The 26,525-nt window shown below is 53.2% G+C and carries 23 protein-coding genes and 3 pseudogenes; all 26 read right to left on the bottom strand.

What is annotated here, in order from left to right:
• Positions 1-30 precede the first annotated feature (30 nt).
• The 26 genes and pseudogenes from ftsZ to ACMYUL_RS07895 all read right to left on the bottom strand — a co-directional run bounded on the left by ftsZ (position 31) and on the right by ACMYUL_RS07895 (position 26,438).
• The gene (gene ftsZ, locus ACMYUL_RS08020) at positions 31-1,221 is read right to left on the bottom strand and encodes a cell division protein FtsZ (protein WP_003757229.1); all 1,191 of its coding nucleotides are present in this window, start codon (positions 1,219-1,221) and stop codon (positions 31-33) included.
• A gap of 223 nt (positions 1,222-1,444) precedes the next feature.
• Positions 1,445-2,689, bottom strand: coding sequence for a cell division protein FtsA (ftsA, locus tag ACMYUL_RS08015; RefSeq protein WP_415769849.1), 1,245 nt, complete (start codon positions 2,687-2,689; stop codon positions 1,445-1,447).
• A gap of 80 nt (positions 2,690-2,769) precedes the next feature.
• The gene (locus ACMYUL_RS08010; RefSeq protein ID WP_070515240.1) at positions 2,770-3,495 is read right to left on the bottom strand and encodes a cell division protein FtsQ/DivIB; all 726 of its coding nucleotides are present in this window, start codon (positions 3,493-3,495) and stop codon (positions 2,770-2,772) included.
• Complete coding sequence (locus ACMYUL_RS08005; protein WP_070515241.1) at positions 3,485-4,399, bottom strand: D-alanine--D-alanine ligase; 915 nt, start codon at positions 4,397-4,399, stop codon at positions 3,485-3,487. Before ACMYUL_RS08005 ends, ACMYUL_RS08010 begins: the two co-directional genes overlap by 11 nt.
• A 151-nt stretch (positions 4,400-4,550) precedes the next feature.
• Positions 4,551-5,960, bottom strand: a complete 1,410-nt coding sequence (gene murC / locus ACMYUL_RS08000; RefSeq protein WP_415769846.1) for a UDP-N-acetylmuramate--L-alanine ligase — start codon at positions 5,958-5,960, stop codon at positions 4,551-4,553.
• A gap of 298 nt (positions 5,961-6,258) precedes the next feature.
• Complete coding sequence (locus tag ACMYUL_RS07995) at positions 6,259-6,969, bottom strand: DUF6348 family protein (RefSeq protein WP_415769844.1); 711 nt, start codon at positions 6,967-6,969, stop codon at positions 6,259-6,261.
• A 165-nt stretch (positions 6,970-7,134) separates the two neighbouring features.
• Entirely contained in the window at positions 7,135-7,962 is an 828-nt protein-coding gene (locus ACMYUL_RS07990) for a class I SAM-dependent methyltransferase (protein WP_415769841.1), read from the bottom strand.
• Positions 7,963-8,096: 134 nt separating this feature from the next.
• Positions 8,097-9,164 (bottom strand): undecaprenyldiphospho-muramoylpentapeptide beta-N-acetylglucosaminyltransferase, encoded by a 1,068-nt coding sequence (gene murG / locus ACMYUL_RS07985; RefSeq protein ID WP_415769839.1) that lies wholly within the window; start codon positions 9,162-9,164, stop codon positions 8,097-8,099.
• 3 nt (positions 9,165-9,167) lie between these two features.
• Positions 9,168-10,430 (bottom strand): FtsW/RodA/SpoVE family cell cycle protein, encoded by a 1,263-nt coding sequence (locus tag ACMYUL_RS07980; protein ID WP_415769837.1) that lies wholly within the window; start codon positions 10,428-10,430, stop codon positions 9,168-9,170.
• Positions 10,431-10,758: 328 nt separating this feature from the next.
• Positions 10,759-10,992, bottom strand: a pseudogene (locus tag ACMYUL_RS07975) (transposase); the annotation flags it as partial.
• A gap of 78 nt (positions 10,993-11,070) precedes the next feature.
• Positions 11,071-11,805, bottom strand: a complete 735-nt coding sequence (locus ACMYUL_RS07970) for a hypothetical protein (protein ID WP_415769835.1) — start codon at positions 11,803-11,805, stop codon at positions 11,071-11,073.
• Between the two features lie 77 nt (positions 11,806-11,882).
• The gene (locus ACMYUL_RS07965; protein ID WP_415769833.1) at positions 11,883-13,379 is read right to left on the bottom strand and encodes an amidase; all 1,497 of its coding nucleotides are present in this window, start codon (positions 13,377-13,379) and stop codon (positions 11,883-11,885) included.
• 203 nt (positions 13,380-13,582) lie between these two features.
• Entirely contained in the window at positions 13,583-14,167 is a 585-nt protein-coding gene (locus tag ACMYUL_RS07960; protein WP_415769831.1) for a L,D-transpeptidase family protein, read from the bottom strand.
• Between the two features lie 13 nt (positions 14,168-14,180).
• Entirely contained in the window at positions 14,181-15,518 is a 1,338-nt protein-coding gene (gene murD / locus ACMYUL_RS07955) for a UDP-N-acetylmuramoyl-L-alanine--D-glutamate ligase (protein WP_415769829.1), read from the bottom strand.
• An 84-nt stretch (positions 15,519-15,602) separates the two neighbouring features.
• A pseudogene (locus ACMYUL_RS07950) lies at positions 15,603-15,891 on the bottom strand (tetratricopeptide repeat protein); the annotation flags it as partial.
• Between the two features lie 30 nt (positions 15,892-15,921).
• Positions 15,922-16,383: pseudogene (locus ACMYUL_RS07945) on the bottom strand (tetratricopeptide repeat protein); the annotation flags it as partial.
• Between the two features lie 586 nt (positions 16,384-16,969).
• A complete protein-coding gene (locus ACMYUL_RS07940; protein ID WP_003779868.1) occupies positions 16,970-17,458 on the bottom strand; it encodes a group II truncated hemoglobin in 489 nt (162 codons plus the stop codon).
• A gap of 172 nt (positions 17,459-17,630) precedes the next feature.
• Positions 17,631-18,644 (bottom strand): tRNA dihydrouridine(20/20a) synthase DusA, encoded by a 1,014-nt coding sequence (gene dusA / locus ACMYUL_RS07935; protein ID WP_415772921.1) that lies wholly within the window; start codon positions 18,642-18,644, stop codon positions 17,631-17,633.
• A gap of 127 nt (positions 18,645-18,771) precedes the next feature.
• The gene (locus ACMYUL_RS07930; RefSeq protein ID WP_415769827.1) at positions 18,772-19,563 is read right to left on the bottom strand and encodes a formate/nitrite transporter family protein; all 792 of its coding nucleotides are present in this window, start codon (positions 19,561-19,563) and stop codon (positions 18,772-18,774) included.
• 294 nt (positions 19,564-19,857) lie between these two features.
• Entirely contained in the window at positions 19,858-20,349 is a 492-nt protein-coding gene (greB, locus tag ACMYUL_RS07925; protein WP_003779860.1) for a transcription elongation factor GreB, read from the bottom strand.
• A gap of 240 nt (positions 20,350-20,589) precedes the next feature.
• Positions 20,590-22,134, bottom strand: coding sequence for an amidophosphoribosyltransferase (purF, locus tag ACMYUL_RS07920; RefSeq protein WP_415769824.1), 1,545 nt, complete (start codon positions 22,132-22,134; stop codon positions 20,590-20,592).
• Positions 22,135-22,482: 348 nt separating this feature from the next.
• The gene (locus tag ACMYUL_RS07915) at positions 22,483-22,989 is read right to left on the bottom strand and encodes a CvpA family protein (RefSeq protein WP_070515270.1); all 507 of its coding nucleotides are present in this window, start codon (positions 22,987-22,989) and stop codon (positions 22,483-22,485) included.
• Complete coding sequence (locus tag ACMYUL_RS07910) at positions 22,982-24,217, bottom strand: SPOR domain-containing protein (protein WP_070515273.1); 1,236 nt, start codon at positions 24,215-24,217, stop codon at positions 22,982-22,984. Before ACMYUL_RS07910 ends, ACMYUL_RS07915 begins: the two co-directional genes overlap by 8 nt.
• 12 nt (positions 24,218-24,229) lie before the next feature.
• A complete protein-coding gene (gene folC / locus ACMYUL_RS07905) occupies positions 24,230-25,504 on the bottom strand; it encodes a bifunctional tetrahydrofolate synthase/dihydrofolate synthase (RefSeq protein ID WP_415769821.1) in 1,275 nt (424 codons plus the stop codon).
• 135 nt (positions 25,505-25,639) lie between these two features.
• On the bottom strand, positions 25,640-26,074 hold the full coding sequence (locus ACMYUL_RS07900) for a protein YgfX (protein ID WP_415769820.1): 435 nt from the start codon (positions 26,072-26,074) through the stop codon (positions 25,640-25,642).
• Positions 26,075-26,078: 4 nt separating this feature from the next.
• On the bottom strand, positions 26,079-26,438 hold the full coding sequence (locus ACMYUL_RS07895; RefSeq protein ID WP_415769818.1) for a hypothetical protein: 360 nt from the start codon (positions 26,436-26,438) through the stop codon (positions 26,079-26,081).
• Positions 26,439-26,525 lie beyond the last annotated feature (87 nt).

Raw genomic sequence — 26,525 nt, 5'->3', positions numbered from 1 at the left:
AAAGCCTGCTTAAAGCAGGCTTTTTATCGATTATTTATCAGGATTGTGCTGACGGCGCAAAATCGCAGGAATTTCAAAATCATCTAAAACAGACTGATTGCCGAAATCTGCCGCAGTCAGATTCATGGAGCGGATACCGCGGTTGGTTCTTACCAAGCTTTCTACACTACCCGGCTGTTGAACATGGGAATCATCGACTCCGCTAACCAGTTTTTGTGCACGGACAGCCGCACGCATTTGGTTTTCGCTGCCGTTTTCTTTCAAACCGGTCGCAATGATGGTTACGCGGATAGCGTCTTCGCCCATATTGTCGTCTTCAGCAGTACCGTATTTGCATTCTGCTTCAGGATGCGCATTTTCGTTAACCACTTTCATGATTTCACGATATTCGGACATTTTCAGGCAATCCGGAGCGGTAGTGATGTTCACCAATACGCCGCGCGCGCCATCCAAAGTCACATTATCCAGCAACGGGCTGGAAATCGCTTGTTCGGTTGCCAAACGGGCGCGGTCGATGCCTTGGGAAAAACCAGAACCCATCATGGCGATACCTTTGATGCCCATTACGTTTTTAACGTCGGCGAAGTCAAGGTTGATGAAACCGGGACGGGTAACCACTTCGGAAATACCGGCTACGGCATCACGCAGAACGTTGTCCGCCGCACGGAACGCTTCACGCATGGTCACGTCTTCGCCCAATGCGGTCATCAGTTTGTCGTTCGGGATGATAATCAATGAATCGACCTGACCTTTGAGCTGCTCCAGACCTTCTTGGGCAATGTGTACGCGTTTGCCTTCGTAGCCGAACGGACGGGTAACGACCGCAACAGTCAGGATGCCCATTTCTTTGGCAATCTCGGCAACCACCGGAGCCGCACCGGTACCGGTACCGCCACCCATACCGGTGGTGATGAACAGCATATTTGCGCCGCGAATAGCATCTTCGATGGCTTCGCGGTCTTCTTGTGCGGCAGCACGGCCGATTTCAGGATTGGCACCCGCACCCAAACCACGGGTCAGATTAGTACCCAATTGGATGCGCTTGGCTGCGTTATTTTTACCCAAAGATTGTGCATCAGTATTGGCACTAATAAATTCAACACCTTGAATGGTGTTGGCAATCATGTTGTTAATAGCGTTGCAACCGCCACCACCCAAGCCGATTACTTTGATGACCGCAGGGCTTGCGGCTGATTCAGCTACGTCGTAAACAAATTCCATTCAAATACTCCTGCGCGCCCTGCATCGAGGACGGTCCAAAAATTTAGATATTACCCGTATTATATAAGAAGTATTCCGACGCTGGCAAAATACTTCTTATTCATTCACCATTACCGTTATTTTTTTACTACATTTTTTAACGAAAGCACACAAGTTTTTAATTATTGCGATTGGAACTATTCCGACGGCAATTCATTTTCCCTGTAAGCAAGTAACGGAACGATCAGAAATTGTCTTTAAAGAATTTCATCAGTTTTGCCCACAGACTGATTTTTTCAGCCTGATCGTGAACCACAATAGCACCAGTCACCGGCGCGCCGTCTTCCTCTCCCCTTGCCGCCTGCAAAAGACCGATGGCGGTTGAGTAGCGCGGATTGCGGATGCGTTCGGATACGCCGCCCATTTCTTGAGGTACGCCGATGCGTGCAGGCAGGGCGAACACTTCTTCGGCAAGCTCAACGATACCGGTCAGCATAGATGCGCCGCCAGTCAGAACGATGCCCGATGTGAGGACTTCTTCCGGGAAGCCGGAACGGCGCAATTCGTTAAGGGTCAACTCTAAGATTTCTTCGACGCGAGGACCGATAACGCTTGCCAAAACGCGGCGTGAAATCTGACGGGGTTGGCGGTCGCCGACGCTGGGAACTTCGACCATTTCGTCCAAGCCGTCCATATCGGGAATCGCCACGCCATAGTGGATTTTGATGTATTCGGCAGCGCTGTGCGGGGTGCGCAGTGCTTGTGCCAAATCTTTGGTAATCAAATCGCCCGCCACGGGAATCACGGCAGTATGGCGGATGGCGCCGTTGGTATAAACGGCAATATCGGTCGTACCGCCACCGATGTCGATGACGCATACGCCCAAATCTTTTTCGTCTTCAGTCAAAACAGCCTGACCGCTCGCCAAAGGCTGAAGCATGATTTGATCCATTTGCAAACCGCAACGATGGATACATTTTTGGATGTTTTGCAGGGCGGTATTGGCACCGGTAATGATATGTACACGGGTATCGAGTCGGACGCCGCTCATGCCGATAGGCTCTTTGACACCGGGCTGGTTGTCGATAATGTACTCTTGTACCACAGTATGCAGGATATTGTGATCCGGCGGGATATTGATGGCTTTGGCGGTTTCGATAGCGCGATCGATGTCGGCTTGCGAAACTTCACCGTCTTTGATTTTGACAACCCCTTGCGAATTCAAACTGCGGATATGGTTACCTGCGATACCGGTTGTAACGTGGCTGATTTTGGTGTCCGCCATCAATTCTGCTTCATTGACCGCCTGCTGAATGGCTTGGGCTGTTGCGTCGATATTGGTTACCATGCCTGCTTTAAGGCCGCGAGACGGTGCCTGCCCGAGTCCGACAATATGGATTTCGTTGTCGTCCTGTACTTCGCCAATCAGGGCGATGACTTTGGATGTGCCGATATCGAGGGCACTGATATATTTACCTTGTTGTTCCATTATATTTGCTCGTTATTTCGCTGGAGTTATAACTATTTGTCTGTATTGGCAATAGTTTGCTTCACGTTGTTTGCTTGGCTTTAGTCGTCTGAAACATTTTCAGATGACGTCTCTGATGTGTAACGCACGGAAAATCCGTCTTTATACCGCATGTCAACGTAGGATAACCGATTTTGATTTTTACGCAACAGCGTCGGCCAAATTTCGGCGAAAAGCTGTAGGCGTTTGATTTCGTTCTCTCTTCCCAGTCTGACGGTAATCCCGTTGTCCAAGACCACCAACCAGGCGGAGCGTGGCGTGTAAATCAGTTCTTTAATCGCCAGATTTTGCCGGCGGAGGATGCCGGAAAATTCTTCGTAGTGTTTGACCATATCTTTACCCGTACCGGGCTGTCCTTCAAAAATGGGCAGCTTGGCTTTGAGCTGGGCGTCAAACACATTGCCTTTGGAATCGACCAAGCCGCCGCTGCGCCAATGGGCGACAGGCACGCGCTCGGCCAAATGGATTTCGACGGTATCGGGGAAGCGGCGGCGCACCATGGCGGAATCCACCCACGGCAGCTTTTGAAAGGCTGCCTGAATACCGTCCAAATCGGCACGGAAAATATTACCGCGCGTATGCTGTTGAGCGGCTCGCTGAAGGGCTTTCCCGTCCGAATAAGTCAGCTTGCCCTGTATGGACACTTGTTTGACGGGAAAATGATTGGAGTTGTATAGCCAGGCTATGCAGGTGCCGATGAGCAGCAATGCCATCAGCAGCAACAGCCAGCGGGTCAGCCGACCCAGTGCGCTTGCGTCATCCCACATGTGCGGTTTTCAAAATTTCAATGCATAAATCGGCAAAATCCACGCCGGTATGCGCGGCGGATTTCGGTACTAAACTGTGGCTCGTCATGCCGGGCAGCGTGTTGATTTCCAAGAGGTACAGCTTACCGTCGGTATCTTTGAGGAAATCGACGCGCACGCAGCCATCTGCCCCGATTGCCTGAGCCCCGCGGACTGCCAGAGAGCGCATCAGGTTTTCTTCAGCCTCGCTCAAGTCTTCGGACGGACATTGATAAACAGTGTCGTCGCGGTTGTATTTGGCTTCGTAGTCGTAAAACTCGGTAGCGGGGATGATGTGTATGCTGGGCAAGCCTTTGCCGTTCAACACGGGGCAGGAATATTCGCCGCCGCCGATGAATCTCTCGGCGATAATTTCGCCTTGAAGGTGTTTCAATTCTTCATAAACGCTTTTCAGACGACCTTTTTCTTTGACTTTTACCACGCCGACGCTGCTGCCTTCGGCTGCCGGTTTAACGAACATGGGCAAGCCGAGTTGCTGTTCGACGGCATCGAAATCCGAGTCTTCGTGTAAAACGGCAAACTCGGGAACAGGCAGCCCCAAGGCTTGCCAAATCAGCTTGCAGCGGTATTTGTCCATGCCGATGGCTGAAGCGGCGACACCGCTGCCGGTATAAGGAATGCCCAACAATTCTAACGCGCCTTGAACGGCACCGTCTTCGCCGTAAGTGCCGTGGAGGATATTAAAAGCAGTTTGGAAACCTTGGGTTTTCAATTCCGCCAAGGGTGTTTCTTGAGGATCGAAGGCGTGTGCGTCTATGCCTTTGCTTTTTAGGGCATTCAAAATGGCGGCACCGCTATCCAGCGAGATTTCGCGTTCGCTGGAAAAGCCGCCCATCAATACGGCTACTTTGCCAAAATTCTGCATTGTTTTTGTTCTTTCTTGATTGCTTCTTTGTTTGATACAGGTCGTCTAAAAACAAATCGGGTTTTCAGACGACCTTAATCTTGTTTGTTCCGCCTGATAAAACACCGCTTCATCAGGCGGCTATCGCGGCATCACGATAAAAGTTTGCGCCTCACGCTTTTTTCGACAACTCCAGCATCGCGGCAGGCACGCGGTTGATACTGCCTGCGCCCATGTTCAACACGACATCACCGTCCTGTAAAACGTTCAGCAGCATTTCGGGCAAGTCGGCGACGTTTTCGCAGTAAATCGGCTCAAGTTTACCCAATACGCGGATGGCGCGGGCAAGGGCGCGGGAGTCGGCGGCGGCAATCGGTTCTTCGCCGGCGGCATAAACTTCGGTCAACACCAGCGCGTCAACGGTATTGAGGACTTTGGTGAAGTCTTCAAACAAATCGCGTGTGCGGCTGTAACGGTGCGGCTGGAAGGCAAGCACCAAACGTTTTTCCGGATACGCGCCGCGTGCAGCGGAGAGGGTTGCCGCCATTTCGACGGGATGGTGTCCGTAATCGTCCACCAAAAGTGCGGTTCCGCCGTTGGGCAACTTGATTTCGCCGTATTTTTGGAAGCGGCGGCCGACACCTTCAAAACCGAGCAAGCCGCGCTGAATCGCTTCGACGGAAGCACCGACTTCCAACGCCACGCCGATAGCAGCCAAGGCATTGAGGACATTGTGTCTGCCGGGCATGTTCAACACGACTTCAAACGGCGCTTGTTCACTTCCTTTCATTTGGACATGAACGGTAAACTTCATCTGTGCGCCGACGTTTTCGATGTCGGTCGCGTAAATATCGGCAGTATCGTCCAAGCCGTAAGTGGCGTAAGGTTTGCTCACTTTGGGCAAAATCGCGCGGACATGTTCGCTGTCGATACACAAAAATGCTTTGCCGTAGAATGGCATACGGTGGATGAAATCGACAAACGCCTGATGCAGTTTTTCGACGCTGTGTCCGTAGGTGTCCATGTGGTCTTCGTCGATATTGGTGACGACGGACATAATCGGGGTCAAATGCAGGAAAGACGCATCGGACTCGTCAGCCTCGGCGACGATGTATTCGCCTTTGCCCAAACGGGCGTTGGTACCTGCGGCATTGAGTTTGCCGCCGATAACGAAAGTGGGGTCGAGACCTGCCGCGCCGAGAATGGAAGCGGTCAGACTGGTGGTCGTGGTTTTGCCGTGCGTACCGGCGATGGCGATGCCGTCACGGAAGCGCATCAGTTCCGCCAGCATCAAGGCGCGCGGAATGACGGGGATTTGCTGCTCCAGTGCAGCGACGACTTCGGGATTGTCTTTTTTGACGGCGGTAGAAGTTACGACAACATCCGCGCCGTTGACGTGTTCAGCAGTATGACCGGGATAAACTTGAATACCCAAACTGCTCAAATGCTCGGTAACCGCATTTCTAGCCTGATCCGAACCGGAAACTTCAAAGCCCAAATTGTGTAAAACTTCGGCGATACCGCTCATGCCGACGCCGCCGATACCGACAAAATGGATGTTGGTGACTCGATTTTTCATCATGATGTTGCGTTCCGGTGGATTTTCGATGCGTAAAGGCGTTATTTTAAAGGGCTATCCGCTTCTGCGCCATAGTTTTCTTGTAAATTAAAGATGTTTCGGCATACAGGATTTCACATTGGTGGCAATATGGGTAAAAAAGGAGCTGATTGCAGCGGCGAATCTTTGCTTTTTCGTCCCTTTTCAAACTCTACCTTACTCAACAAAACATCTGCAAAAACAAAAGATAAGGTCGTCTGAAAACCGTTTTCAGACGACCTGAAATCTTGCAGACGGATTGGTTTTGACGGTTTCAATAACCTTATACAGAATCTAAGGACTTGAGCATGATGCAACGGCGTACGCTGTAATAGGCTTCCCTGCGCAACCAAGGGAGACCGGCAAGCTGTTTTTCTTCTTCAGCAGCATCTTCTTGGTTGTCAACCATAAATTCCACGTTCATCGTAACATTGTCGGATTGGGCGAAGAAGAAGCGGATTAAATGATATTGTGCTTTGAGGTTTTGATTGCAGATGATGGTTTGCAGTGTACTTTCCAGTGCTTCGGGGATGATGTTGCCGATTGTTTCCGTATCACCGCCGTCGGCGTCTTCTGCCAGATTTTTCGTTACCCAGTCGCCCAAAATCGCTTGGAAACGGTTGCCGTTGCGGGCTGTCCAGATTTCGTGCGGGCAATGGTTTTCGTTGGGATTAAATGTATCCAGCAAAACATGCAGGCTGTTGGTGCAGAAGCTTTGCAGGTTGCGTGAAAGGGCCTCTTCCAGATTCTCACCAATATCGCCGCAGCATTCATAGAGTTCGCGCCCGTCAGGCAGGGTAATGCCGACATCGAAACGGCTTATCACTGCGCCGTTGGCGTGTTCGCTCGGAAACGCCCAAGTTTCAAGTTGTACGGGTACGGCGAAATTGGGCAGGATTTTTTCGCTCTGCATTTGGCAGGTATAGCCATGGGCTTGCAAGATTTCGGCAAGGGCTCCGTTGAGGTCTAGTGTTTCGAGTTCTTGGGGTTCCATGATGGTTTCTCGGGAAGTTGGAAATTCAAAATCGAAATTTTCTATATGATTATGAGGTTATGCAAGTTCGCTTCGTCACTCCCGCCTATGCAGGAATGACGATATAAATTTACCATCAAAGCCTGAAGGTCGTCTGAAACCGGTTTTCAGACGACCTCTCGTTTATCAACTTGACGGCATCTGTATCCTCATCAAGCGCATATCCAATTTGCGCCGTCCCCACGCGGTCGCATACAAAAGGCGCAAAAGCCACGGATAACGCGGTTTGCAGACGCTGCTCAAGCCCGCTTCTTCGATGATTTCCACACCCGGCATCAGCCGTCGGATGTCGTCCGTGCCGCTTATCGCCCAGCGGAACTCGGGCGGCTTGTCCATTTTACCGAGTGCGTCGTGGCGTTTGCTTTGTCCGATGTAGGCCTTGGGGATAGTGTCGAAAGCGAGTTGGGCGTTCGGCAGGCGGCGGGCAACCCGTTTGAAAAAGTCCTGCACTTGCGTTTCTTCGAAATACATCAACACGCCTTCGATCACGAGCAACACGGGTTTGCCATGCGCGGCGACGGTGTTCATCCACGTTTCGTCGAACATGGACGCGCCCAGATAATGATTGTCCGACTCGGGCAGCAGCATACGCCGCACTTCAATCACTTCCGGCAAATCCAAATCATACCAATCGGTAATGCGCGGCCTGCCCAAACGTTCGTAACGCGCATCCAGCCCCGCGCCGATTTGCACGACGACGGCATCGGGATGTTCGGCGATAAAGTGCCGGGTCATATCGTCCAACAGCTTCGCCCGCCCGCAACAGCCGACCTGCGATGCTTTGGCTTTGGCAAACTTGCCGAAGTCGTAGTCTATCTTGTCCAACATCCGCACGGCTTCGTCATCACGCAAAAGCGGCTGCGCCCTACCCTGCTCTACGGCCTTTGCCCACAGGGGAATCAGCATGGTACTGGACAGTGCGGAAACGGTTTCGGGAGAGATTTTTGCAGACATGGCAGCCTCCAATGAGAAAAATTCCTATTTACATCATACTCCCGCACAATACGGCTGCCAAGTTGCAAAAAGGTCGTCTGAAACCGATTTCTTGGTTTTCAGACGACCTCTGTTTCGTTTATCGCATTATGTCATCATGCCGTACACGCGATGGCGGCTTCCGCCACGTCGTCCGCGCTGTGCGGCAGCGCCAATGTGCGGGCGTTTTCCGCCCATTTAAGGCATTTTTCGCGGTTTAAGCCGCCGAGAATTTCGGCAAGTTTTTCCGCTGTCAACTGACTTTGCGGCAACAGCAATCCTGCCTCCGCCTGCACCATAAAACGCGCGTTGGCGGTTTGGTGGTCATCAACTGCATAAGGATACGGCACCAGCAGTGCGCCCAGCCCCGCCGCCGTCAACTCGGCAATCGTCAGCGCGCCGGCACGGCAAATCACCAAGTCGGCATCGCGGTAGGCGGATACCATGTCGGTAATAAATTCCACGCATTCGGCTTTTACGCCCAGCGCGTCGTAATCAGCCTGTAAGCTGCCCAGCTTGCCCCGGCCTGATTGGTGGTACATCTGCGGGCGCGCATCGTCGGGCAGCAAAGCCAACGCCTGCGGAACGGTTTTGTTCAAAACGTCCGCCCCTAAACTGCCGCCGACCACCAAGATTTTCAGACGACCTTCACGCCCTTGGAAGCGTTCGGCAGGCGCGGGCAGGTTGGCAATATCGGCGCGGACGGGGTTGCCAACCAAACCGCCTTCGTGGCTGAACGCTTTCGGAAAAGCGTATAACACCCGCTTCGCCCAGCGCGACAGTTGGCGGTTGGACAAACCAGCCACGGCGTTTTGCTCGTGAATCACAATCGGCACACCGCACAGTTTCGCCGCCAAACCGCCGGGGAAGGTAACAAAGCCGCCGAAACCGATGACGCATTCGACGCGGTGTTTGCGGATAATCCGCTGCGCTTCGCGGACGGTTTTATACAAAGTAAACGGCAGCATCAGCTTGCGTTTGATGCCGTTGCCGCGCACGCCTTTAATCGCCAGCGTTTCGAGCAGTATGTCGTATTGCGGCACGATGCGCTCTTCCATCGAGCCTTCGCTGCCCAGCCAAATCACATGATGACCGCGCGCGCGCAATGAATCCGCCACCGCCAGCGCAGGGAAAATATGGCCGCCGGTGCCGCCCGCCATCAACATGAAAGTTTTACCGCCCATGATTTACTCCACTTGGTAACCGCGCATTTTTTTGCGGTTTTCATAATCGATACGCAACAATAAGGTAACGCACACCAGCATAACGGCAACCGCCGAACCGCCGTAAGACATCAACGGCAAAGTCAGGCCTTTGGTGGGCAGGATACCGATGTTGACACCGATATTGAAGAAACTTTGAATACCTATCCAAATACCGATGCCGTTGGCGACATACGCGCTGAACATCAGTCCGGAATCACGCGCCTGCTTGCCGATGGAGAACGCGCGCATCACCAGCCAGCCGTAGCAGAACACCAAAATACACATCCCCACAAACCCGAATTCTTCGCCGATAACGGCAAAGATAAAGTCGGTATGCGCCTCAGGCAAGTAGAAGCGTTTTTCCAAACTCGCACCCAAACCCTGACCGAACCATTCGCCGCGCGCAATCGCCATCAACGAATGTGTCAACTGATAACCTTTGCCCAAAGGGTCGCCCCAAGGATCTAAGAATGCCGACACGCGCGCCATACGGTAAGGTGCCGCCAAAATCATCACACCCATGCCTCCCAATACGCTCAGTACCAAGACGGCAAAATATTTCCACGGAAAGCCTGCCAAAAACAGCATACCCATCGTAATCGCCACAATCACGACAAACGAACCGAAGTCAGGTTGCGCCATCACAAGAACCAAACCCAATGCAATCATCACAATGGGCAGCAAGATGTTTTTAAACTTTTTCAGCTTCTGCCAAGTTTTCTGACGTGCTTCCTTGCTGAACGGACACAGAAAAGCATTGAACAAACCGACAAACAGCGGCTTCAAACCCAAAGAGTCCATACTGCGCAACACTTCCTCGCGTCGCGTAAACAGGCTGGACAAATACAAAACCGTCGCCAGCTTAAACAACTCGGTCGGCTGAAGATTGACCGGCCCGATATGAATCCAACGCGTCGCCCCGTTGATTTCACGGCCGACAAACAACACCACCACCAGCAAAATCGCGGAAAAAGCAAAATAAAACGGAATGATTTTCCGCCAAAAACTCATGCTCAACAGCGACAGCCCGAGGCAGCCCAATACGCTCGCGCCGACAAACATCGCCTGCTTGCTGACAAAAGAAAACTGATTGCCGCCTTCGGACGCGGCATAGGCAATCGACGCAGAATAAATCATCACCAGGCTGAAGGCGGTCATCAAAACGACCATCCACAACAGTGACACATCGAATTTCCGACCGTCCAAAGAAATCGGGCGGTCGAGAAGTTTGGAAAGACTAATCATGAAAAACATCCGTATGCGGGCAGACGGAAAAATCCGCCCCGAAACAACCAGAACAAAGCGTTTCAGACGACCCTCCACCTAATCGGAACATCGAAGGTCGTCTGAAAAAATAGCGTGAATCAGAAAAACGTCATTCTAAAGGTTTCTTGGCAAAGCAACAATTCAGATTCTTTAAAGACCGAGACCTTTGCAAAAAAGCCCTCCTCCCGACAACCGAAACCCCAACACAGTTTTTCGGCTGTTTCCTCCCCCAATCACTCCTTAATTCTACCCAAACGCCCCCTTAATCCTCCCCGGATACCCGATAATCAGGCATCCGGGCCACCTTTTAGGCAGCAACAGGCACACTTAGCCTGTTAGCCGCTTTCAACAGGTTCAAACACATCGCCTTCAGATGGCTTTGCGCACTCACTTTAATCAGCCCGAAATAGGCTGCCCGGGCGTAGCGGAATTTACGGTGCAGCGTACCGAAGCTCTGTTCGACCACATAACGGGTCTTTGACAAATATCGGTTACGTTTGGTTTGCGCTTCCGTCAGCGGACGGTTGCGGTGGGCTTTGCGCCCTCCCCTACCCATCACACACGCAAAAAAGGTCGTCTGAAACGTTTTGATGTTTTCAGACGACCTTATGGGCTGCCTTTAAAACGGTAGCAATTTGGGCAATACGGTTTGCAGATAGTCTTGGAATTCGGGCGCATCCACTTCGCTGCCAAAGCCGCCGTTGGCGAAAATGTGGCGAAGATACGCGATAAATTGCGTATTTTGCGGGGCGTACAGCACTTTACCATCCACACTTGGCTTGGTGCTTAATGCGATTTCATAAGCACCGCCGCCGCTTACATTGTCTTTGTGGTAATCATCGGGCGAAAATGGCAAACCAATCGGGCATTTTGGGTTTTCCGCAAGCAATTCTCGGGTACATTCCAGCCACTCGTTGTCTTCGTTTTCCACTTCTTCCAAAACAAAATCTATGCCGTACACACACAAAGGGTCGGCATATTCCCACACAATTTCAGGATATTCGTCATAGTCCCAGATAAAGTTGATTTCGCCGACAATCCGGTAGAAGTATTGCAGCGAAAGGGGAATGAAACCGACAGGCTGCACAGCTTGGACAAGGCGGCGGATATGTTCGTCCGCATCGGGCAGGGGCGGCGTAATCACGTTATCGCGCCATTGGTTGAACCGATAGCCGAACTGCGGCAGGGTCTCCGCAACGATATTCGCGTTGTGCAGCACACGCCGAAAGGTTTCGGTAAGCAAGCGGTCGATTTCCGCTGCTGCTTCGGGTTGAAAGGCTTTTTGCCGCAGTCGGGCGATGTCGGCATAAACTTGGTGGTATTCGCCGTTCAGATAGCGTTGGTAGAAAGACAAGGTAAAATTCCTTCAGTTTGATATAGAGGATGCAATCCGTTTTGTCAGCGCAGACCGCTTTTTATCCAATGCAAACCCTAAGCCAACTGCGGTATTTCCGCCCACGGTTGTATCTGTTCCAACTGCGCAGCGAGGCTAAGCAGCGTGTCTTCGCGCCCGTGGGCGGCGGCGAACTGGGTACCGACGGGCAGTCCGTTATGCCGGTAGAGCGGCACACTCATGGCGGGGTTGCCGCTCATGTTCAGCGGCGACGTATAACCGACGTATTGCAGCGCGGCGGCGGCTTCTTTTTCCAAAAACGGGTTGTTTTTCAACAGGAAACCCAAGCGCAGCGTGCCGAACAGCAGGCGCATGGCTTTTTGCGCGGCGGGCGGCGGCATCATCTCGCCGATTTTCGGCGTGGTGCGCGGGCAGACGGGCGTCATCAACACGTCGTAGCGCGTGAAAAATGCTTTGGCGGCACGTTCCTGCGCCAGCATCACGTCGCGCGCCCAAGCCATTTCACCCGCGCTGATTTGCCGCCCCTGCACAATCATTGCCCACGTTGTCGGCTCAAGCAGGCGGTGCGGCAGTTTTTGTCCGGTTTCGTATTGATATTGGTAGAACAGTTTTGCCGTTTCGCCCATGACGATGACGCGGGCGGCTCGGTTGAGCTGTTCGAGCGGTGCAAAATCGGGCGTGGCTTCTTCCAATTCGTGTCCCGCATCTTGCATCAGTTTCAAACTATGGGCGAACGTGGCTTCCGTGCCTTCGTCGTTGCCGCCGCCAAACCATGTCTGCTTCCAAAAAGCGATTTTCAGACGACCTGTTTCTTGTTTCAGGCTGTCTGCAAAACCGTTTTCGGGTGGCGGCGGGCAGGTATACAGGGCGCGCTCTTGGGTTTGGGCGGCGATGTCCAGCAAAACCGCGCTGTCGCGCACGCTGCGGGTCAAGACATGGTCGCATACCAAACCTTGCCATGCTTCCGATGCGTTCGGCGCGTAACTGCTGCGGCCGCGCGTGGGTTTCAGCCCGAACACGCCGCAGTTGTGCGCGGGTAAGCGGATGGAACCGCCGCCGTCGCTGCCGTGCGCTGCGGGGACGACGCCCGAAGCCACTGCCGCAGCCGCGCCGCCGCTGCTGCCGCCCGCGGTGTAGTCCAAATGCCACGGATTGCGCGTGATGCCGTAAATTTCGGTTTCGGTAACGGGATACGCGCCCCATTCGGGCGTGGTGGTTTTGCCGAACACGCGCAGCCCCGCATCGAGATAGGCTTGGGTCAAATCGCTGTTTTGCTTGGCAATGTAATGCTGCATCATGCGCGAACCCGACCATGTCGGCGCGCCTTCCCAATCCGCCAGCAGGTCTTTGAGCAAAAACGGCACGCCCGCCAGCGGCGTATCGGCATTTTCAGACGACCCCTGCCACGCCGCCGCGCGTTCGCGCAAATCATGCGCCAACAGGTTGAGCTTGGGATTGACTTCGTCCAAGCGGCTCAAAGCAGCCTGCAACACTTCATCGGCGGAGACTTCTTTTTTGCGGATCAGCTCTGCCAAACCGACAGCATCGTAACGGATGTAGTCTTGAAAATTCATGGGTTTTCCTTTCGGATTGATAAACACACGTTTTTTCGGTCAGGCATGGCTGCCCGCCGCCTCGCCGTTTGCCCGCATAGGCAATTTTTAAGAAACAGTCACACCGGATAAAGGAAAAGAACAAGTTTGCCGCTGCTGCAAAAAGGTCGTCTGAAACCGCCTTGACGTTTTCAGACGACCTTTGAGGCGATGGCGTACAAGGTTTACGGCAAAATCTCAATTTCCGCGTTGTGTTTCACGCTGCGGTAGAGTTCGTCGATTTCCTCGTCCGTTACCGCGATGCAGCCGTTGGTCCAGTCTCTTTGCAGGTGTTTTTTGCCGATAGAACCCCAGCCGTTTTTGATGCCGTGGATTTTAATCAGCCCGCCCGGACTTTTACCTTGTGCCGCCGCGTAGGCTTTGTCGGCGTCGTTAGGGTAGGAAACGCCGAGGTTTTTGTGGTATGCGCTGTTGGGATTGCGATCGTTGATGCGGTATTTCCCTTCGGGCGTTTTGCCGTCGCCTTCAAAGTGTTTATGCCCGACGGGCTGCTTGCCCAGCGCAATGGGATAGGTTTTCAGCAATTTGCCTTTCGAATACGCCGACATGGTGCGCTTGCTTTTATGTACGACCAATCTGTCGATAACGGCATTTGCGGGAAGCAGCGTTTCGCTTGGCGCAGCAACGGCGGGTTCTCCTGATGTTGCAACAGTCTGCTCGGAGCGGATGGGTATGGAATACCAAACCACTCCGGCAGCGACTGCCAAAAGCAAAACCGCCGCCAAACTGATTTTCAACCCTCTTTTCATGTTTCAGACGACCTCACAAAGCATTAAACGCTTCGATAAACACTTCCGAACGGTGCGCATAGCCTTTAAACATATCAAAGCTCGCGCAGGCGGGGCTGAGCAGCACGATATCGCCCGCTTCGGCTTGGGCGTATGCCGTCTGAACGGCTTCTTCCAAAGTGGCACAGTCGGTCATATTCAGACCGCAGCCGTCCAAATCGCGGCGGATTTGCGGCGCATCGACGCCGATCAGGAACACGCCTTTTGCCTTGCCGGCAAGCGCGTCGCGCAGGGGCGTGAAGTCCTGCCCTTTGCCCATGCCGCCCAAAATCACGAAGAGCGGATTTTGCAAACCGGCAATCGCGGCGGCAGTCGCGCCGACATTCGTGCCTTTGCTGTCGTCGATGAATACCACGCCGTTTTTCTCGCCGATTTTTTCCACGCGGTGCGGCAGGCCTTGGAAGGTTTTGACGTGTTCGAGCAATGCTTCGCGCGGTAAACCGACGGCTTCGCACAAGGCGACGGCAGCCATGACGTTGGCGGCGTTGTGCAAGCCTTGCAACGGAATGTCTTGCGTGGCAATCAAATCTTCATCGCCCTGTTTCAGACGGCCTGTCTCGCGTTCCAACCAAAAATCGGCTTCGTACTCCAACGAAAACCATTTCACCTCGCGCCCCGCCCGTTTCATGGCGCGGCAGAACACATCGTCTGAATTCAAAACCTGCACACCATCGCCACGGAAAATCTTGGCTTTGGTATGCGCGTAATCGAGCAAATCGTCGTAGCGGTCGAGATGGTCTTCGGAAATGTTCAGCACCGTCGCCGCAGTCGGGCGCAGGCTTTCAGTGTTTTCCAGTTGGAAGCTGGAAAGCTCCAACACCCACACGTCCGCCTTTTTGCCTTCGCGCTGCAATTCCGCCTCCAAAACCGGCGTGCCGATATTGCCCGCGATAACGGTATCCAGCCCGCACTTGATGCAGAGATAGCCGACCAGGCTCGTTACCGTCGTTTTGCCGTTGCTGCCGGTAATCGCAATCACCTTGTCGCCGCGGCGGTTCACAATGTCCGCCAGCAATTCGATGTCGCCCAACACGCGCCCGCCGTTTTGCTTGAACGCCTCGATATCCGGCTGACGCTCGCTGATGCCGGGACTGAGCGCCAGAATATCGAAACCGTTGTCCAACGCATCTTTCAGACGGCCCGTATAAAACACCAGCCCGTCAAACATCTTACCAATTTGCGACACGCGCTCGGCTTTCAGCTCCGCATCATAAGCAGCCACCTCCGCGCCGTTTTTGCGCAGGTAGGCAATCATGGAAATGCCCGTGCCGCCAAGCCCGGCGACGAGGATTTTTTTGTTTTGAAAAGTCATTTTGGTTTGTCCTAAAACAAATCATATTGTGCAGGGGGATGCCCGCCCCTGCCCAAGCCGCTTTCAGACGGCATCGCGAGCTGTTCAATAACCCGCTTTCAGGCGTTGGTAATTGTCGCAGCCGTTTTGGTCTCCGTTTTGACACGCCTTACCAAGCCATTCTTGGGCGAGCGTAAGGTCTTGGCGCACGCCGTGCCCATTGGCATACATCCAACCCAAATTAAATTTTAAATAGGGCCCATAAATGCCCTTGTTCTGCAGCCTTGCGATACCACTGCACCGCCTGTGCATCGTCTTGATGAACCCCTAGCCCTTCTTCATACGCTTCACCCAAATTATCTTGGGCTTGGGCATGCCCTTGTTCTGCAGCCTTGCGATACCACTGCACTGCCTCTACATAGTCTTGACGGACTCCTCGCCCATTGTCATACATCCAACCCAAATTGAATTGGGCTTGGGCATCCCCCTGCTCCGCCGCCTGCCGATACCATCTGACCGCTTCGGCATCGTCTTGGCGCACGCCGCGTCCATTTTCATACATCACGCCCAAAGTGTATTGGGCTTCGGCATCCCCCTGCGCTGCCGCCTGCCGATACCATCTGACCGCTTCGGCATCATCCTGGCGCACGCCGCGTCCGTTAGCATACATCCAGCCCAAATTCTTTTGGGCTTGGGCATCCCCCTGCTCCGCCGCCTGCCGATACCATCTGACCGCTTCGGCATCATCCTGGCGCACGCCGCGTCCTGTGTAATACATCACGCCCAAATTGTTTTGGGCTGCGGCGAACCCCTGTGCTGCCGCCTGCCGATACCATCTGACCGCTTCGGCATAGTCTTGGCGCACGCCGCGTCCGTTGGCATACATCTCGCCCAACAAAGCTTGGGCATGGGCATCCCCCCGTTCTGCCGCCTGCAAGTTTTCCCGAAAATCCGGTACGTCATCCGCCCATGCCGCTTGCTTCAAGCCCAAGGCAATCAGGGCGGCGTCAAGCCATTTGGTTGGTTGTTTCATGGTTTTTCTCCTGTTTGGTTTCACATCGGCTTCTCGAATCCGACATTATAGTGGATTAACTTTAAACCAGTACGGCGTTGCCTCGCCTTAGCTCAAAGAGAACGATTCTCTAAGGTGCTGAAGCACCAAGTGAATCGGTTCCGTACTATCTGTACTGTCTGCGGCTTCGTCGCTTTGTCCTGCTTTAAATTTAATCCACTATATGTTTCATAAAAAATCAAGACATTTTCAGACGACGGTCGAGGTCGTCTGAAAATGTCGTAATTCTATCCTGACTGCATTTAAAATGCTATTTTGCCACTTTGCCTGACTGTTACCGGCAGAAATATCGTTATTGGGATTCTCCGCCATTGATTGAGTGCAACGGCTGCAACTTTACAGCAGCAGCCCTTTTATCAAACAGGAAAAACGGGAAGGGATTCGCTTTTTTCAGACGACCTCAAGCCGGGAAGGTTGGGAAATAACCGTCCACGCCGTATTGCTTTAATACATTTTTCAGTTCGGGAATGCGGATTGTGGGATCGACTGCCATCGGCGGCATGGGCGGTTCTACGCCCTCTTCGTTTTGGTTGCGCATCCAGTCCGCCATCGCAAAAATGCGGATGAGGACTGGCTCGGCGAGGTCTTTACTGATTTCCAGTTCGTTCATGGCTTGGGCGAAGCAGGCGATCCATTCATCGCGCACCTGCATATTCACGGCAAAGGGCATATGGCGCGCCCGCAGCATGGGATGGCCGTATTTCTGCTCGAACAAGGGTGGGCCGCCGAGCCAGCCGCTGAAAAATTCGTAGAGTTTTTCGCGAATCAGCGTCATGTCTTCGCCGTGCATCTGGCGCAGGGCGCGGTATTGCGGCTCGAGTTCCATCAAGTCGTAAAAGCGGTCGGTCAGGTTGCGTACGCCTGCCGCGCCGCCGAATGCGTGATACATAGTGTTCTTTCTTTAAAGGTCGTCTGAAACGGAGATTTTAATAGACTGCGCCGATTGTGTCATACAGGATAAGGAGAGGTCGTCTGAAAACCTGTTCCGTTTTCAGACGACCTTAAATTTTTGGGCGGAGAACTGATTTTCTGATGCAGGACAACGGCAATTGAAAATCAACTTAGCCGCGATGTTCCCATACGTTCGCCCGCTCGACTTCTTTCCACGCTTCGAGAATCAGGCTGCCGTCGTTGTCTTTCAAGAGCGTCGCGTCGGAAAGCATACGCCGCCAAGTGCGGGCGTTTTTCAGACCGTGCATCAGCCCGAGGCTGTGGCGGACGATGTGGCGCAAGATTGTGCCGCGTCCGGCTTGGATTTGGGTTTGGCTGTATGTGTAAAGGCGCTGCACTAAATCGGCATATTCAATCGGGCTGCGGGTGTCGCCGTAAAACAGCCTGTCCCATTCGTGCATGACCATCGGGTTGTGGTACGCCTCGCGTCCGACCATTACGCCGTCAACGTGTTGAAGGTGTCCGGCGATTGCTTCGTTGGTGGTGATGCCGCCGTTGATGATGATTTCCAGCTCGGGAAACTCTTGCTTCAGGCGGTAAACGTAATCGTATTTCAACGGCGGAACGTCGCGGTTTTCTTTCGGCGAAAGCCCGTCCAGCCATGCGTTGCGGGCGTGGACGATGAAGGTTTTGCAGGCGGTTTTGTCGCGCAGCGTGCCGACGAAATCGGCGACAGTTTGGTATTCGGTTTGTCTGTCGACGCCGATGCGGTGTTTGACGGTAACGGGGATTTGGACCGCGTCCTGCATGGCGTTGAGGCAGTCGGCAACCAGCATGACTTCGTTCATCAGACACGCGCCGAACGAGCCTTTCTGTACGCGCGGGCTGGGGCAGCCGCAATTGAGGTTGACCTCGTTGTAGCCGTATTCTTCGGCGGCTTTGGCTGCTTTCGCCAAATCGGACGGGTCGCTGCCGCCCAGTTGCAGGGCGACGGGCTGCTCACCTTCGTTAAACATCAAAAAGCGGTCTTTGTCGCCATAGACGATGGCGCCGGAATTGACCATTTCGCTGTAAAGCCATGTGTTGCGGGTAATCTGGCGGGCGAGGTAGCGGTAGTGCCGGTCTGTCCAGTCGAGCATGGGGGCAACGGAAAGGCGGCGGGGCGGGAGGGAGGCTTGAGTCATGTGTTTCATGTATCTGATTATTTTCAGGCGGCATTATATCAGACGGACTGCATCGGCAATCGGCACAGGGGTCGTCTGAAACAGCAAAACCTGCTTTTTGAAGCAGGTTTTGTATGTTCAAAGGCACTTATTCGGCGCAATCTTTCAGCGTATTTTTATAAGTATAAAGGTATGATGCGCCGACAAACGATGCGCCGCCGACGACATTGCCTAAAAACACGGGAATCATGTTGAAGAAAAACTGCCCCCATGTGATGTCTGCGCCCGCCAAAATACCGGCGGGGATGACGAACATATTGGCGACAAGGTGTTGGAAGCCGTTTAATACGAAAATCATTACGGGAAACCAAATCGCCAACATCCGCCCTGCCGTATGCTTGGCGGCAAAGTGCAGCCACGCGCCCATACACACCATCCAGTTACACGCGACCGCCGAGACGAAAGCTCTGCCGAAATCCATGTGGACTTTGGCTTCCGCCACCGCAATCGTTTTTTCCGCCACGCTGCCTTCGGTCATGCCGACGTAGTGTCCAAGGAAAAACGCCATCGCCAGCGTTCCCGCCAAATTGCCCAGACACACGACGACCCAGTTGCGCAGCAGCATTTTTGTGGAAATCCGCCCTGCCAAACGCCCCAAAGACATAATCATCATATTACTTGTTACCAGCTCGCCACCGCCGAGCAGGATGCAGATCAAGGCGATGGGGAACATTGCCGCGCCGAGCAAAGTCGCCAAGCCGCCCCATTCGTGCGGAATGCCGCTGACCACTTTCAAATAAGCAAGATAACCGAAGCCGATGTATCCGCCCGCCAAAACGCTCAAAACCGCCAGCGTAGGAATGCTGGATTGTGCCTTAGCACAGCTTTTATCGAGGACGACCTGTAAAATTTCCTGTGGGTATAAATCGCGCGAAGCCATGATTTTCCTTAAAGTGGATTGAGGTGGGAACGCCGTTTCTTAAGATGGCAAAACTGTCGCGGTAGGGCAGTGTTGAGGGGATGCCGGTGTACGGTCTTATCGGATAAAAAACAATAGTGTATTAAACCTAAAATGCGGTCGCGCCGCCTTGCTTTGGCTCAAAAGAAAGATTATTACATCCAGCGGACAGGTCAGTTTGCGAAGCGGCGGCTTCAAACAAAAGGTCGTCTGAAAACCTTGATGTTTTCAGACGACCTTTTCATCTCGACAAATACGGCATAATCCGACTGCCATTCAATCAATCCGTATGTATTCCACCGACAAAATCTCAATCTCTTCGCGCCCTTCCGGCGTATTCAAGACGACTTCGTCCCCTTCCCTCGCTTTAATCAAACAACGCGCCAACGGGGAAATCCAAGAAATTTTGTTTTGCGCGGTATCGATTTCATCGACGCCGACGATTTTGACGGTTTGCTCGCGCCCGTCGCCGCGCAACAGCCCGACGGTTGCGCCGAAAAACACTTGGTCGGTCGCTTCGCGCAATTCGGGATCAACGACGACGGCGGCTTCCAAACGCTTGGTCAGGAAACGGATGCGGCGGTCGATTTCGCGCATACGGCGTTTGCCGTAAAGGTAGTCGCCGTTTTCGCTTCGGTCGCCGTTGCTTGCCGCCCAGTTGACGATTTGGACGATTTCGGGACGTTCTTTATTGACCAGTTGATACAGCTCGTCTTTCAACGCCTGCCAGCCGACGGGCGTGATGTAGTTTTTGGTTTCGGTACTCATAATCTTGCCGTTAAAAATAATATAGTAGATTAACTTTAAACCAGTACGGCGTTGCCTCGCCTTAGCTCAAAGAGAACGATTCTCTAAGGTGCTGAAACACCAAGTGAATCGGTTCCGTACTATCTGTACTGCCTGCGGCTTCGTCGCCTTGTCCTGATTTTTGTTAATCCACTATACAAAGGTCGTCTGAAACATGACCCCATTTCAGACGACCTTTTTTCTTAATCGTTCAATCCGGTTTTATTCTTCGTCGCCCGCATCGCTGATACTGATGCTGTGTTCCATCCGGCTCGGATGGACTTTCAAGCCGCCGCAGCCGGATTTCTCGGCGGACAGGCGGTCGAGGTAGGCTTGGTCGATGTCGCCGGTTTGATAGATGCCGTTGAAACAGGAAGAATCGAAGGACTCAATTTTCGGATTGAGTGCTTTGACGACGGTTTCTAAATCGCTCAAATTTTGGAAAACGATGCCGTCCGCGCCGATTTCGGCGGCAATTTCCGCCGCGCTGCGTCCGTTGGCAATCAATTCTTCGCGCGTGGGCATATCGATGCCGTACACATTGGGATAGCGCACTTCGGGTGCGGCGGAGGCGATATAAACTTTGCGCGCGCCCGCTGCGCGTACCATTTCGACGATTTCGCGGCTGGTCGTCCCGCGCACGATGGAGTCGTCCACCAGCAACACGCTTTTGCCTTCAAACTCGGTTTCCATCGGGCTGAGTTTTTGGCGCACGGATTTTTTGCGCGTCGCCTGACCGGGCATGATAAAGGTGCGGCCGATATAGCGGTTTTTAATCAAACCTTCGCGGTAAGGTTTTTTGAGGTGGACGGCAAGTTCCATCGCACTGGGGCGGCTGGTGTCGGGAATGGGCATCACGACGTCGATGTCGTCCACGGGCAGCTCGCGTTTGATTTTTTCCGCCAGTGACACGCCCATGTCCAAACGTGACTGGTAAACGGACACGCCGTCGATCACGGAGTCGGGGCGGGCAAAATAGACGTATTCGAAGAGGCATGGACTGAGTTTGGTGCGGTCGCTGCATTGACGGGCAATCAGTGTGCCGTCAAAGCCGACGAATACTGCTTCGCCCGGCTGGATATCGCGTTCCAAATCGTAGGCAAGCGCATTGAAGGCAACGGATTCAGAGGCGACGGCATAGGATTTTCTGCCTGCCTCGTCAGTTTGCGAACCCAACACCAACGGACGGATGCCGTAAGGATCGCGGAATGCGACCATGCCGTAGCCCGCAATCATGGCAACCACGCCGTATGCGCCGCGCACAAGGCGATGGACTTCGGCAACGGCGTTGAAAATATTGTCGATATTGAGCCGGTGGGGATTGGCGTTTTTAGAGACTTCGCGGCGCAATTCGTGCGCGAATACGTTGAGCAAGACTTCGGAATCGGAGCTGGTGTTGACGTGGCGCAGGTGTTTGTTGCATACGTTTTCATACAGTTCGGCGGTATTGGTGAGGTTGCCGTTGTGCGCCAAAACGATGCCGAAAGGCGAGCTGACGTAGAAAGGTTGCGCCTCCGCGCTGCTGCCCGCGTTGCCCGCCGTAGGATAACGGACATGGGCGATGCCCGCGTTGCCGATCAAATCGCGCATATTGCGTGTGCGGAACACTTCGCGCACCATGCCTTTGCCTTTGTGCATGTGAAACGTGCCGCCTTCGGCCGTTACAATGCCCGCCGCATCCTGCCCCCTGTGTTGCAACATCTGCAAACCGTCGTACAGAAGCTGGTTTACCGGCTCATGGCTGACCAAACCTAATACACCGCACATATCGTTTTCTCCGAATTCGAGGTTAACTTGGAAACTAGAATTATAGAATAAATCGGACAAAGTTGCCCAAATTGTTGACAATCATTCGTCCGTTTAGCTTGAACGCGGATACGGACTATGACTTATTGATGAATCAATCCGGCAAAACAAAGCATCGAAAACAAAACCTAACCACACCATAAACGCTTCTATTTCATCACGTTATCAACACTCCACCCGTACCTCGATCGAAAATCCAGACTACAGGCAGCGCGATTGGCAAATATAGCCGCCGAACTTTTAACCCTCATGAAAAAACCGGTTTCAGACGACCTTTGATGTAATCGAGGTCGTCTGAAACCGGTCGGTTTACAATTCCGCCTTATCTTCCGTCTTATCCTTCTGACCGGGCAGATAAGGCATGATGACTTCAGACAATGATTGGAAATAAGGAATGCTGTACGAGCTTTGCCAATCTTCCGTTTCCGGCAAATCGGTGTGGGCGCAGACCATGACCGCCAAAGTCACCAGCAACACGCCTTTGGCTGCGCCAAACACGCCGCCCAAAACTCTGTTGACGCTGCCCAACCCCATCGATGACGCTGCGTTGGTCAGTATGGTGCGCAAAAACTGCTGTAAAAAACGCGCCAAAAAGAAAATCACGACAAACGAAATGGCAACGCCCAAGGCATGCGGTTGAATCGATTTAAACGCCACTTCCGAAAACGGCACGGCAAACGTTTTAGCCAACAAAAAGGAAATCACCCACGCAAACAGCGAACCCGCTTCGGCAATGACGCCACGTATCATCGACATCACGATACACGCCGCAATCACGCCGAAGGCGAGTATGTCGGCTAGCGGAATATCATTCATTGGTTACCTGTCCGGCAATGCCGTGTACGCGCAATTTGTTCAAATCGCGTTCGGCCTCGTAGGCGTTTTTGTATGCACCTGATTTGACGCGGTAAACCTTGCCTTTGTCCGTCATCACTTCGGTAATGGTCGAGTCGATACCTGCCGCTTTCATTTTGCGTTGCAGGCTCAAGGCGCGTTCTTTTTCAGCATAACCTGCCTGAATCGCGGCTTTTTTACCTGATTTGACTTCGGCGGTTTTGGTTTTTGCCTTTTCAGACGACCTTTCGGCAGCAGCGGTTTTCTCTGCTTTTGCTGTCGGCTCGGTTTTGGCTTTGGCAACTTTCGCTTCGGCTTCTCTTACCGCAGAAGCTTTTTTGTTGGCTGTTTCGATTTTTTCGTATTTGGAAGCATCTACCCGAATTCTTTCTTTAGGTTCGGATGCGGATGCTGTGACGGCTTCTTTGGCTTTTTCCGCTGCCGCTTTGTGTTTCGCCGCCGCTTCTTCTTTGGCTTTTAACGCCTTACGTTCGGCAACGGCTTTTTCAGCTTTTTCCAATTGTGCCAGTTTGTTGCGTTCGGCTGCGGCAGCGCGTTCCGCCTTCTCGGCTTTAGCGGCTTGAAGGGCGCGTTTGCGTGCGGCGGCATTGGCTTCTCGCTCCGCTGCTTCTTGTGCTTGAAGCTGCTGCGCTTTACGCTGCTCTTCACGATTACGGCGGCGCTCTTCCGCGCGACGTGCGGCTGCTTCGCGTTTGACGGCTTCGGCCTTTTGGATTTTTTCAGACTCTTCCAAACCTTTGATGTCGCTGTCTGACAGGGTATCGTTAATCAGCACCAAAGGCGGGCCTACATCTTCGGGCGCTGCCGGCGGTGCATCAGGTTGCGGCTCGGGCTGCGCTTGGGCATTTCGCTCCGATGTGCCGATTTCCTGAGGCTTATCCGCTGCTTCCGCTACTTCGGCATCGGCATTTTTGGCCGCTTCTGCCGCTGCTTCCAAATCTTCTTTGGTAGAAGGTTCCAACACGGTCGCATCCGCCAGGTTGGCAGGTTCTGCGTTGGCATTATTCTGTTGGATGGTTGTGGTTTGGGCGTTTTCTTCTTGTTTGTTTTCCGGTCCGGTTGACAGGGCGACGCCCAATAAAACGGTCGATGCCGCCACCAACCCCGATGCCATAACCAAGCGGCGGCGGTTGCGGCGTTTGAGCTGTTCGTAACCGGTCAGAACTTCATTTTGCTTATTGTCAGACATGGAGATTTCCTTTTACAACGCCGCCATCACGTCGGCAACGGTATGAAATGAGCCGAAAACAACGATTCTATCATTTTCGCCCGCCTTAGCCAAAGCGGCGCGGTACGCCTCGCGAACGGAGGTAAAAGTTTGTATATTTTCGATATTTTGTGCTTCCAGTTTCGCCTGCAAGGCTTCCGCCGTCATGCCGCGCGGCACGTCCAAAGGCGCGATATACCACTCGTCAAACTGGTCTTTAACGATTTCCAACACGCCGTCTATGTCTTTGTCGGACAGCATGCTGAATACGGCGGTGCGTTTTTGCGCAAACGCCAGATTAATCAGGCTGCGGCGCAGGGCGCGGGCGGCGTGGGGATTGTGTCCGACATCCAAAACGGTCAGCGGACGGCCGGGCAGGACTTGGAACCTTCCGGGATTTTCAACCAGCAACAATCCGCGCTTGATGGCGCCGATGTCCACCGGCAGTTTGTCGTTCAAACATTCCAACACGGTCAACGCGCAGGCGGCATTGGAAAGTTGGTATGCACCGCGCAATGCGGGGAACGGCAGGGAATTGCGGTTGCGTGCGGGGTCGTCTGAATGCTGCGGATGGAAGCGGTAGTTCCATTGGATGTTTTCCAATGAGGAAAAATCGAAATCGCGCTGCACCATCAGCAGTTTCGCACCTATGGCTTCGGCGTGTGCAACCAACGATTCGGGCGCGGGGTTTTGACCGCAGATTGCGGGTTTGCCGCTGCGGAACACGCCTGCTTTTTCAAAGCCGACCTGCTCGACCGTATCGCCCAAAAACGCCTGATGGTCCAAATCCACGCTGGTAACCACCGCGCAATCGCAGTCGAACACATTGACCGCGTCCAAACGTCCGCCCAAGCCGACTTCCAATATCATCACATCGACTTGTTCGCGTATGAAAATATCGACCGCCGCCAAGGCATTGAATTCAAAATAAGTCAGCGATATTTCGCCGCGCGCCGCTTCGATGCGTTCGAAGGAAGCGGTGATGAGGTCGTCTGAAACCGGCTCGGCGTTGACGGCGATGCGTTCGTTGTAACGCAATAAATGCGGGCTGGTCAGCGTACCGACTTTAAAGCCTGCCTGTTTGTAAATCTGCGTCAGGTAGGCGCAGACCGAACCTTTGCCGTTTGTTCCCGCGACAACGACGACGGGGCATTGCGGCTCGAGCTTCATGCGTTTTTTCACTTCGCTCGTGCGTTCCAAGCCCATATCGATTAAGCCGCCGCTGTGGGCGGTTTCCAAATGCAAGAGCCAGTCTTGTAATGTTTTCATGTGTGTTTCGTTTTTCAAAAGGTCGTCTGAAACCGTCGTTTAGTCATAATTCGGACGGTTTCGGCTGTTTATGTCAACTATTTTTATATTGGGTTTAATTTGACGAGGACAAGACGGGAATCCGCCTTGCTGAGATTAAATCGGATTCGCGTCATCCTGAGCCTGACACCAGCGCGCCCAAACTTTCAGACGACGGTAAGATTCTTTATCCGCCATATCGGGCGTAACGCATTGCCGTATCGTTTTGCCGTCGGCGTTCCACTGTAAAAACAAAGCGTAAGGAGTCAGCATGGTCGCACCGTCCAACACCGCGCCCTGCCCTTCTCCGTCTCCGCAAAATACGGAAGCACGCGCATGGCGGTTGATGGCGATTTTCTTTACCGCACCCGCCGTCCGCAAATTCACCACGCGCCAAGCGTGGACAAAACTGCCCGCCAACGCCGCCAGCCCGAACCACATCATCCAGCCGTAAAACCATATCAGACACACGGCCACTGCGGACAAATGCAACAAGACGGACAAGGCTTTTAAAGAACGGGACGGCTTCAAGGTCGTCTGAAAAGCGCGCATCGCCTTACATCATATTGTCGAACACGGGCGTAATGCTCAATTCCGCTTCTTCCATGTCCAAAACCATATCGTGGATTTCTGTATCGAAAAATTCCCAAAACGCCTTCAGGCTCATGTCTTGCGGCCACTTGTTTTTATCGATGTCCCAGCCTGCCAGCTCCGCCTCGAAAATCTGTTGGTAGCGTTCGTCAAAATAGGCAATCACCTCTTCCGGCTCGTCAAACTGCGGCACGAGGAATACGGAGCAGTTGGCACGGATTTGCTCGATGGTCAGGTCGGGCATATTTTCATCGGCGGATTTCAGCCATTCCAAAAAGCGGGCGGTCGGCTTAAGCACGACGGCGGTACGGTCAACAAAATACATGGTTTTCCTTTGAAACGGCAAAAGCAGAGAAAACCTTTTTGCTTTGCCGTCTATATCTAGTCGGTTGCATTCGCCAAAGGTCGTCTG

The sequence above is a fragment of the Neisseria sp. CP9 genome (assembly GCF_047758525.1).
Taxonomy (GTDB): domain Bacteria; phylum Pseudomonadota; class Gammaproteobacteria; order Burkholderiales; family Neisseriaceae; genus Neisseria.
Note: the sequence above shows the minus strand (reverse complement) of the source record. Positions and strands in the feature narration are given on the sequence as shown.

Bases quoted from the DNA above. Each gene is read 5' to 3' on its own strand.
- ACMYUL_RS07895 (WP_415769818.1), bottom strand. From the start codon at position 26,438: ATGTATTTTGTTGACCGTACCGCCGTCGTGCTTAAGCCGACCGCCCGC.
- dusA (WP_415772921.1), bottom strand. From the start codon at position 18,644: ATGACTCAAGCCTCCCTCCCGCCCCGCCGCCTTTCCGTTGCCCCCATG.
- ACMYUL_RS07910 (WP_070515273.1), bottom strand. From the start codon at position 24,217: ATGTCTGACAATAAGCAAAATGAAGTTCTGACCGGTTACGAACAGCTC.
- purF (WP_415769824.1), bottom strand. From the start codon at position 22,134: ATGTGCGGTGTATTAGGTTTGGTCAGCCATGAGCCGGTAAACCAGCTT.
- ftsZ (WP_003757229.1), bottom strand. From the start codon at position 1,221: ATGGAATTTGTTTACGACGTAGCTGAATCAGCCGCAAGCCCTGCGGTC.
- folC (WP_415769821.1), bottom strand. From the start codon at position 25,504: ATGAAAACATTACAAGACTGGCTCTTGCATTTGGAAACCGCCCACAGC.
- ACMYUL_RS07990 (WP_415769841.1), bottom strand. From the start codon at position 7,962: ATGTCTGCAAAAATCTCTCCCGAAACCGTTTCCGCACTGTCCAGTACC.
- ACMYUL_RS07995 (WP_415769844.1), bottom strand. From the start codon at position 6,969: ATGGAACCCCAAGAACTCGAAACACTAGACCTCAACGGAGCCCTTGCC.
- ACMYUL_RS07965 (WP_415769833.1), bottom strand. From the start codon at position 13,379: ATGAATTTTCAAGACTACATCCGTTACGATGCTGTCGGTTTGGCAGAG.
- ACMYUL_RS07940 (WP_003779868.1), bottom strand. From the start codon at position 17,458: ATGTATCACGCATTCGGCGGCGCGGCAGGCGTACGCAACCTGACCGAC.
- murC (WP_415769846.1), bottom strand. From the start codon at position 5,960: ATGATGAAAAATCGAGTCACCAACATCCATTTTGTCGGTATCGGCGGC.
- ftsA (WP_415769849.1), bottom strand. From the start codon at position 2,689: ATGGAACAACAAGGTAAATATATCAGTGCCCTCGATATCGGCACATCC.
- ACMYUL_RS07980 (WP_415769837.1), bottom strand. From the start codon at position 10,430: ATGATTAGTCTTTCCAAACTTCTCGACCGCCCGATTTCTTTGGACGGT.
- ACMYUL_RS07930 (WP_415769827.1), bottom strand. From the start codon at position 19,563: ATGGCTTCGCGCGATTTATACCCACAGGAAATTTTACAGGTCGTCCTC.
- murD (WP_415769829.1), bottom strand. From the start codon at position 15,518: ATGACTTTTCAAAACAAAAAAATCCTCGTCGCCGGGCTTGGCGGCACG.
- ACMYUL_RS07960 (WP_415769831.1), bottom strand. From the start codon at position 14,167: ATGAAAAGAGGGTTGAAAATCAGTTTGGCGGCGGTTTTGCTTTTGGCA.
- murG (WP_415769839.1), bottom strand. From the start codon at position 9,164: ATGGGCGGTAAAACTTTCATGTTGATGGCGGGCGGCACCGGCGGCCAT.
- ACMYUL_RS08010 (WP_070515240.1), bottom strand. From the start codon at position 3,495: ATGTGGGATGACGCAAGCGCACTGGGTCGGCTGACCCGCTGGCTGTTG.
- ACMYUL_RS07915 (WP_070515270.1), bottom strand. From the start codon at position 22,989: ATGAATGATATTCCGCTAGCCGACATACTCGCCTTCGGCGTGATTGCG.
- greB (WP_003779860.1), bottom strand. From the start codon at position 20,349: ATGAGTACCGAAACCAAAAACTACATCACGCCCGTCGGCTGGCAGGCG.
- ACMYUL_RS07900 (WP_415769820.1), bottom strand. From the start codon at position 26,074: ATGCGCGCTTTTCAGACGACCTTGAAGCCGTCCCGTTCTTTAAAAGCC.
- ACMYUL_RS08005 (WP_070515241.1), bottom strand. From the start codon at position 4,399: ATGCAGAATTTTGGCAAAGTAGCCGTATTGATGGGCGGCTTTTCCAGC.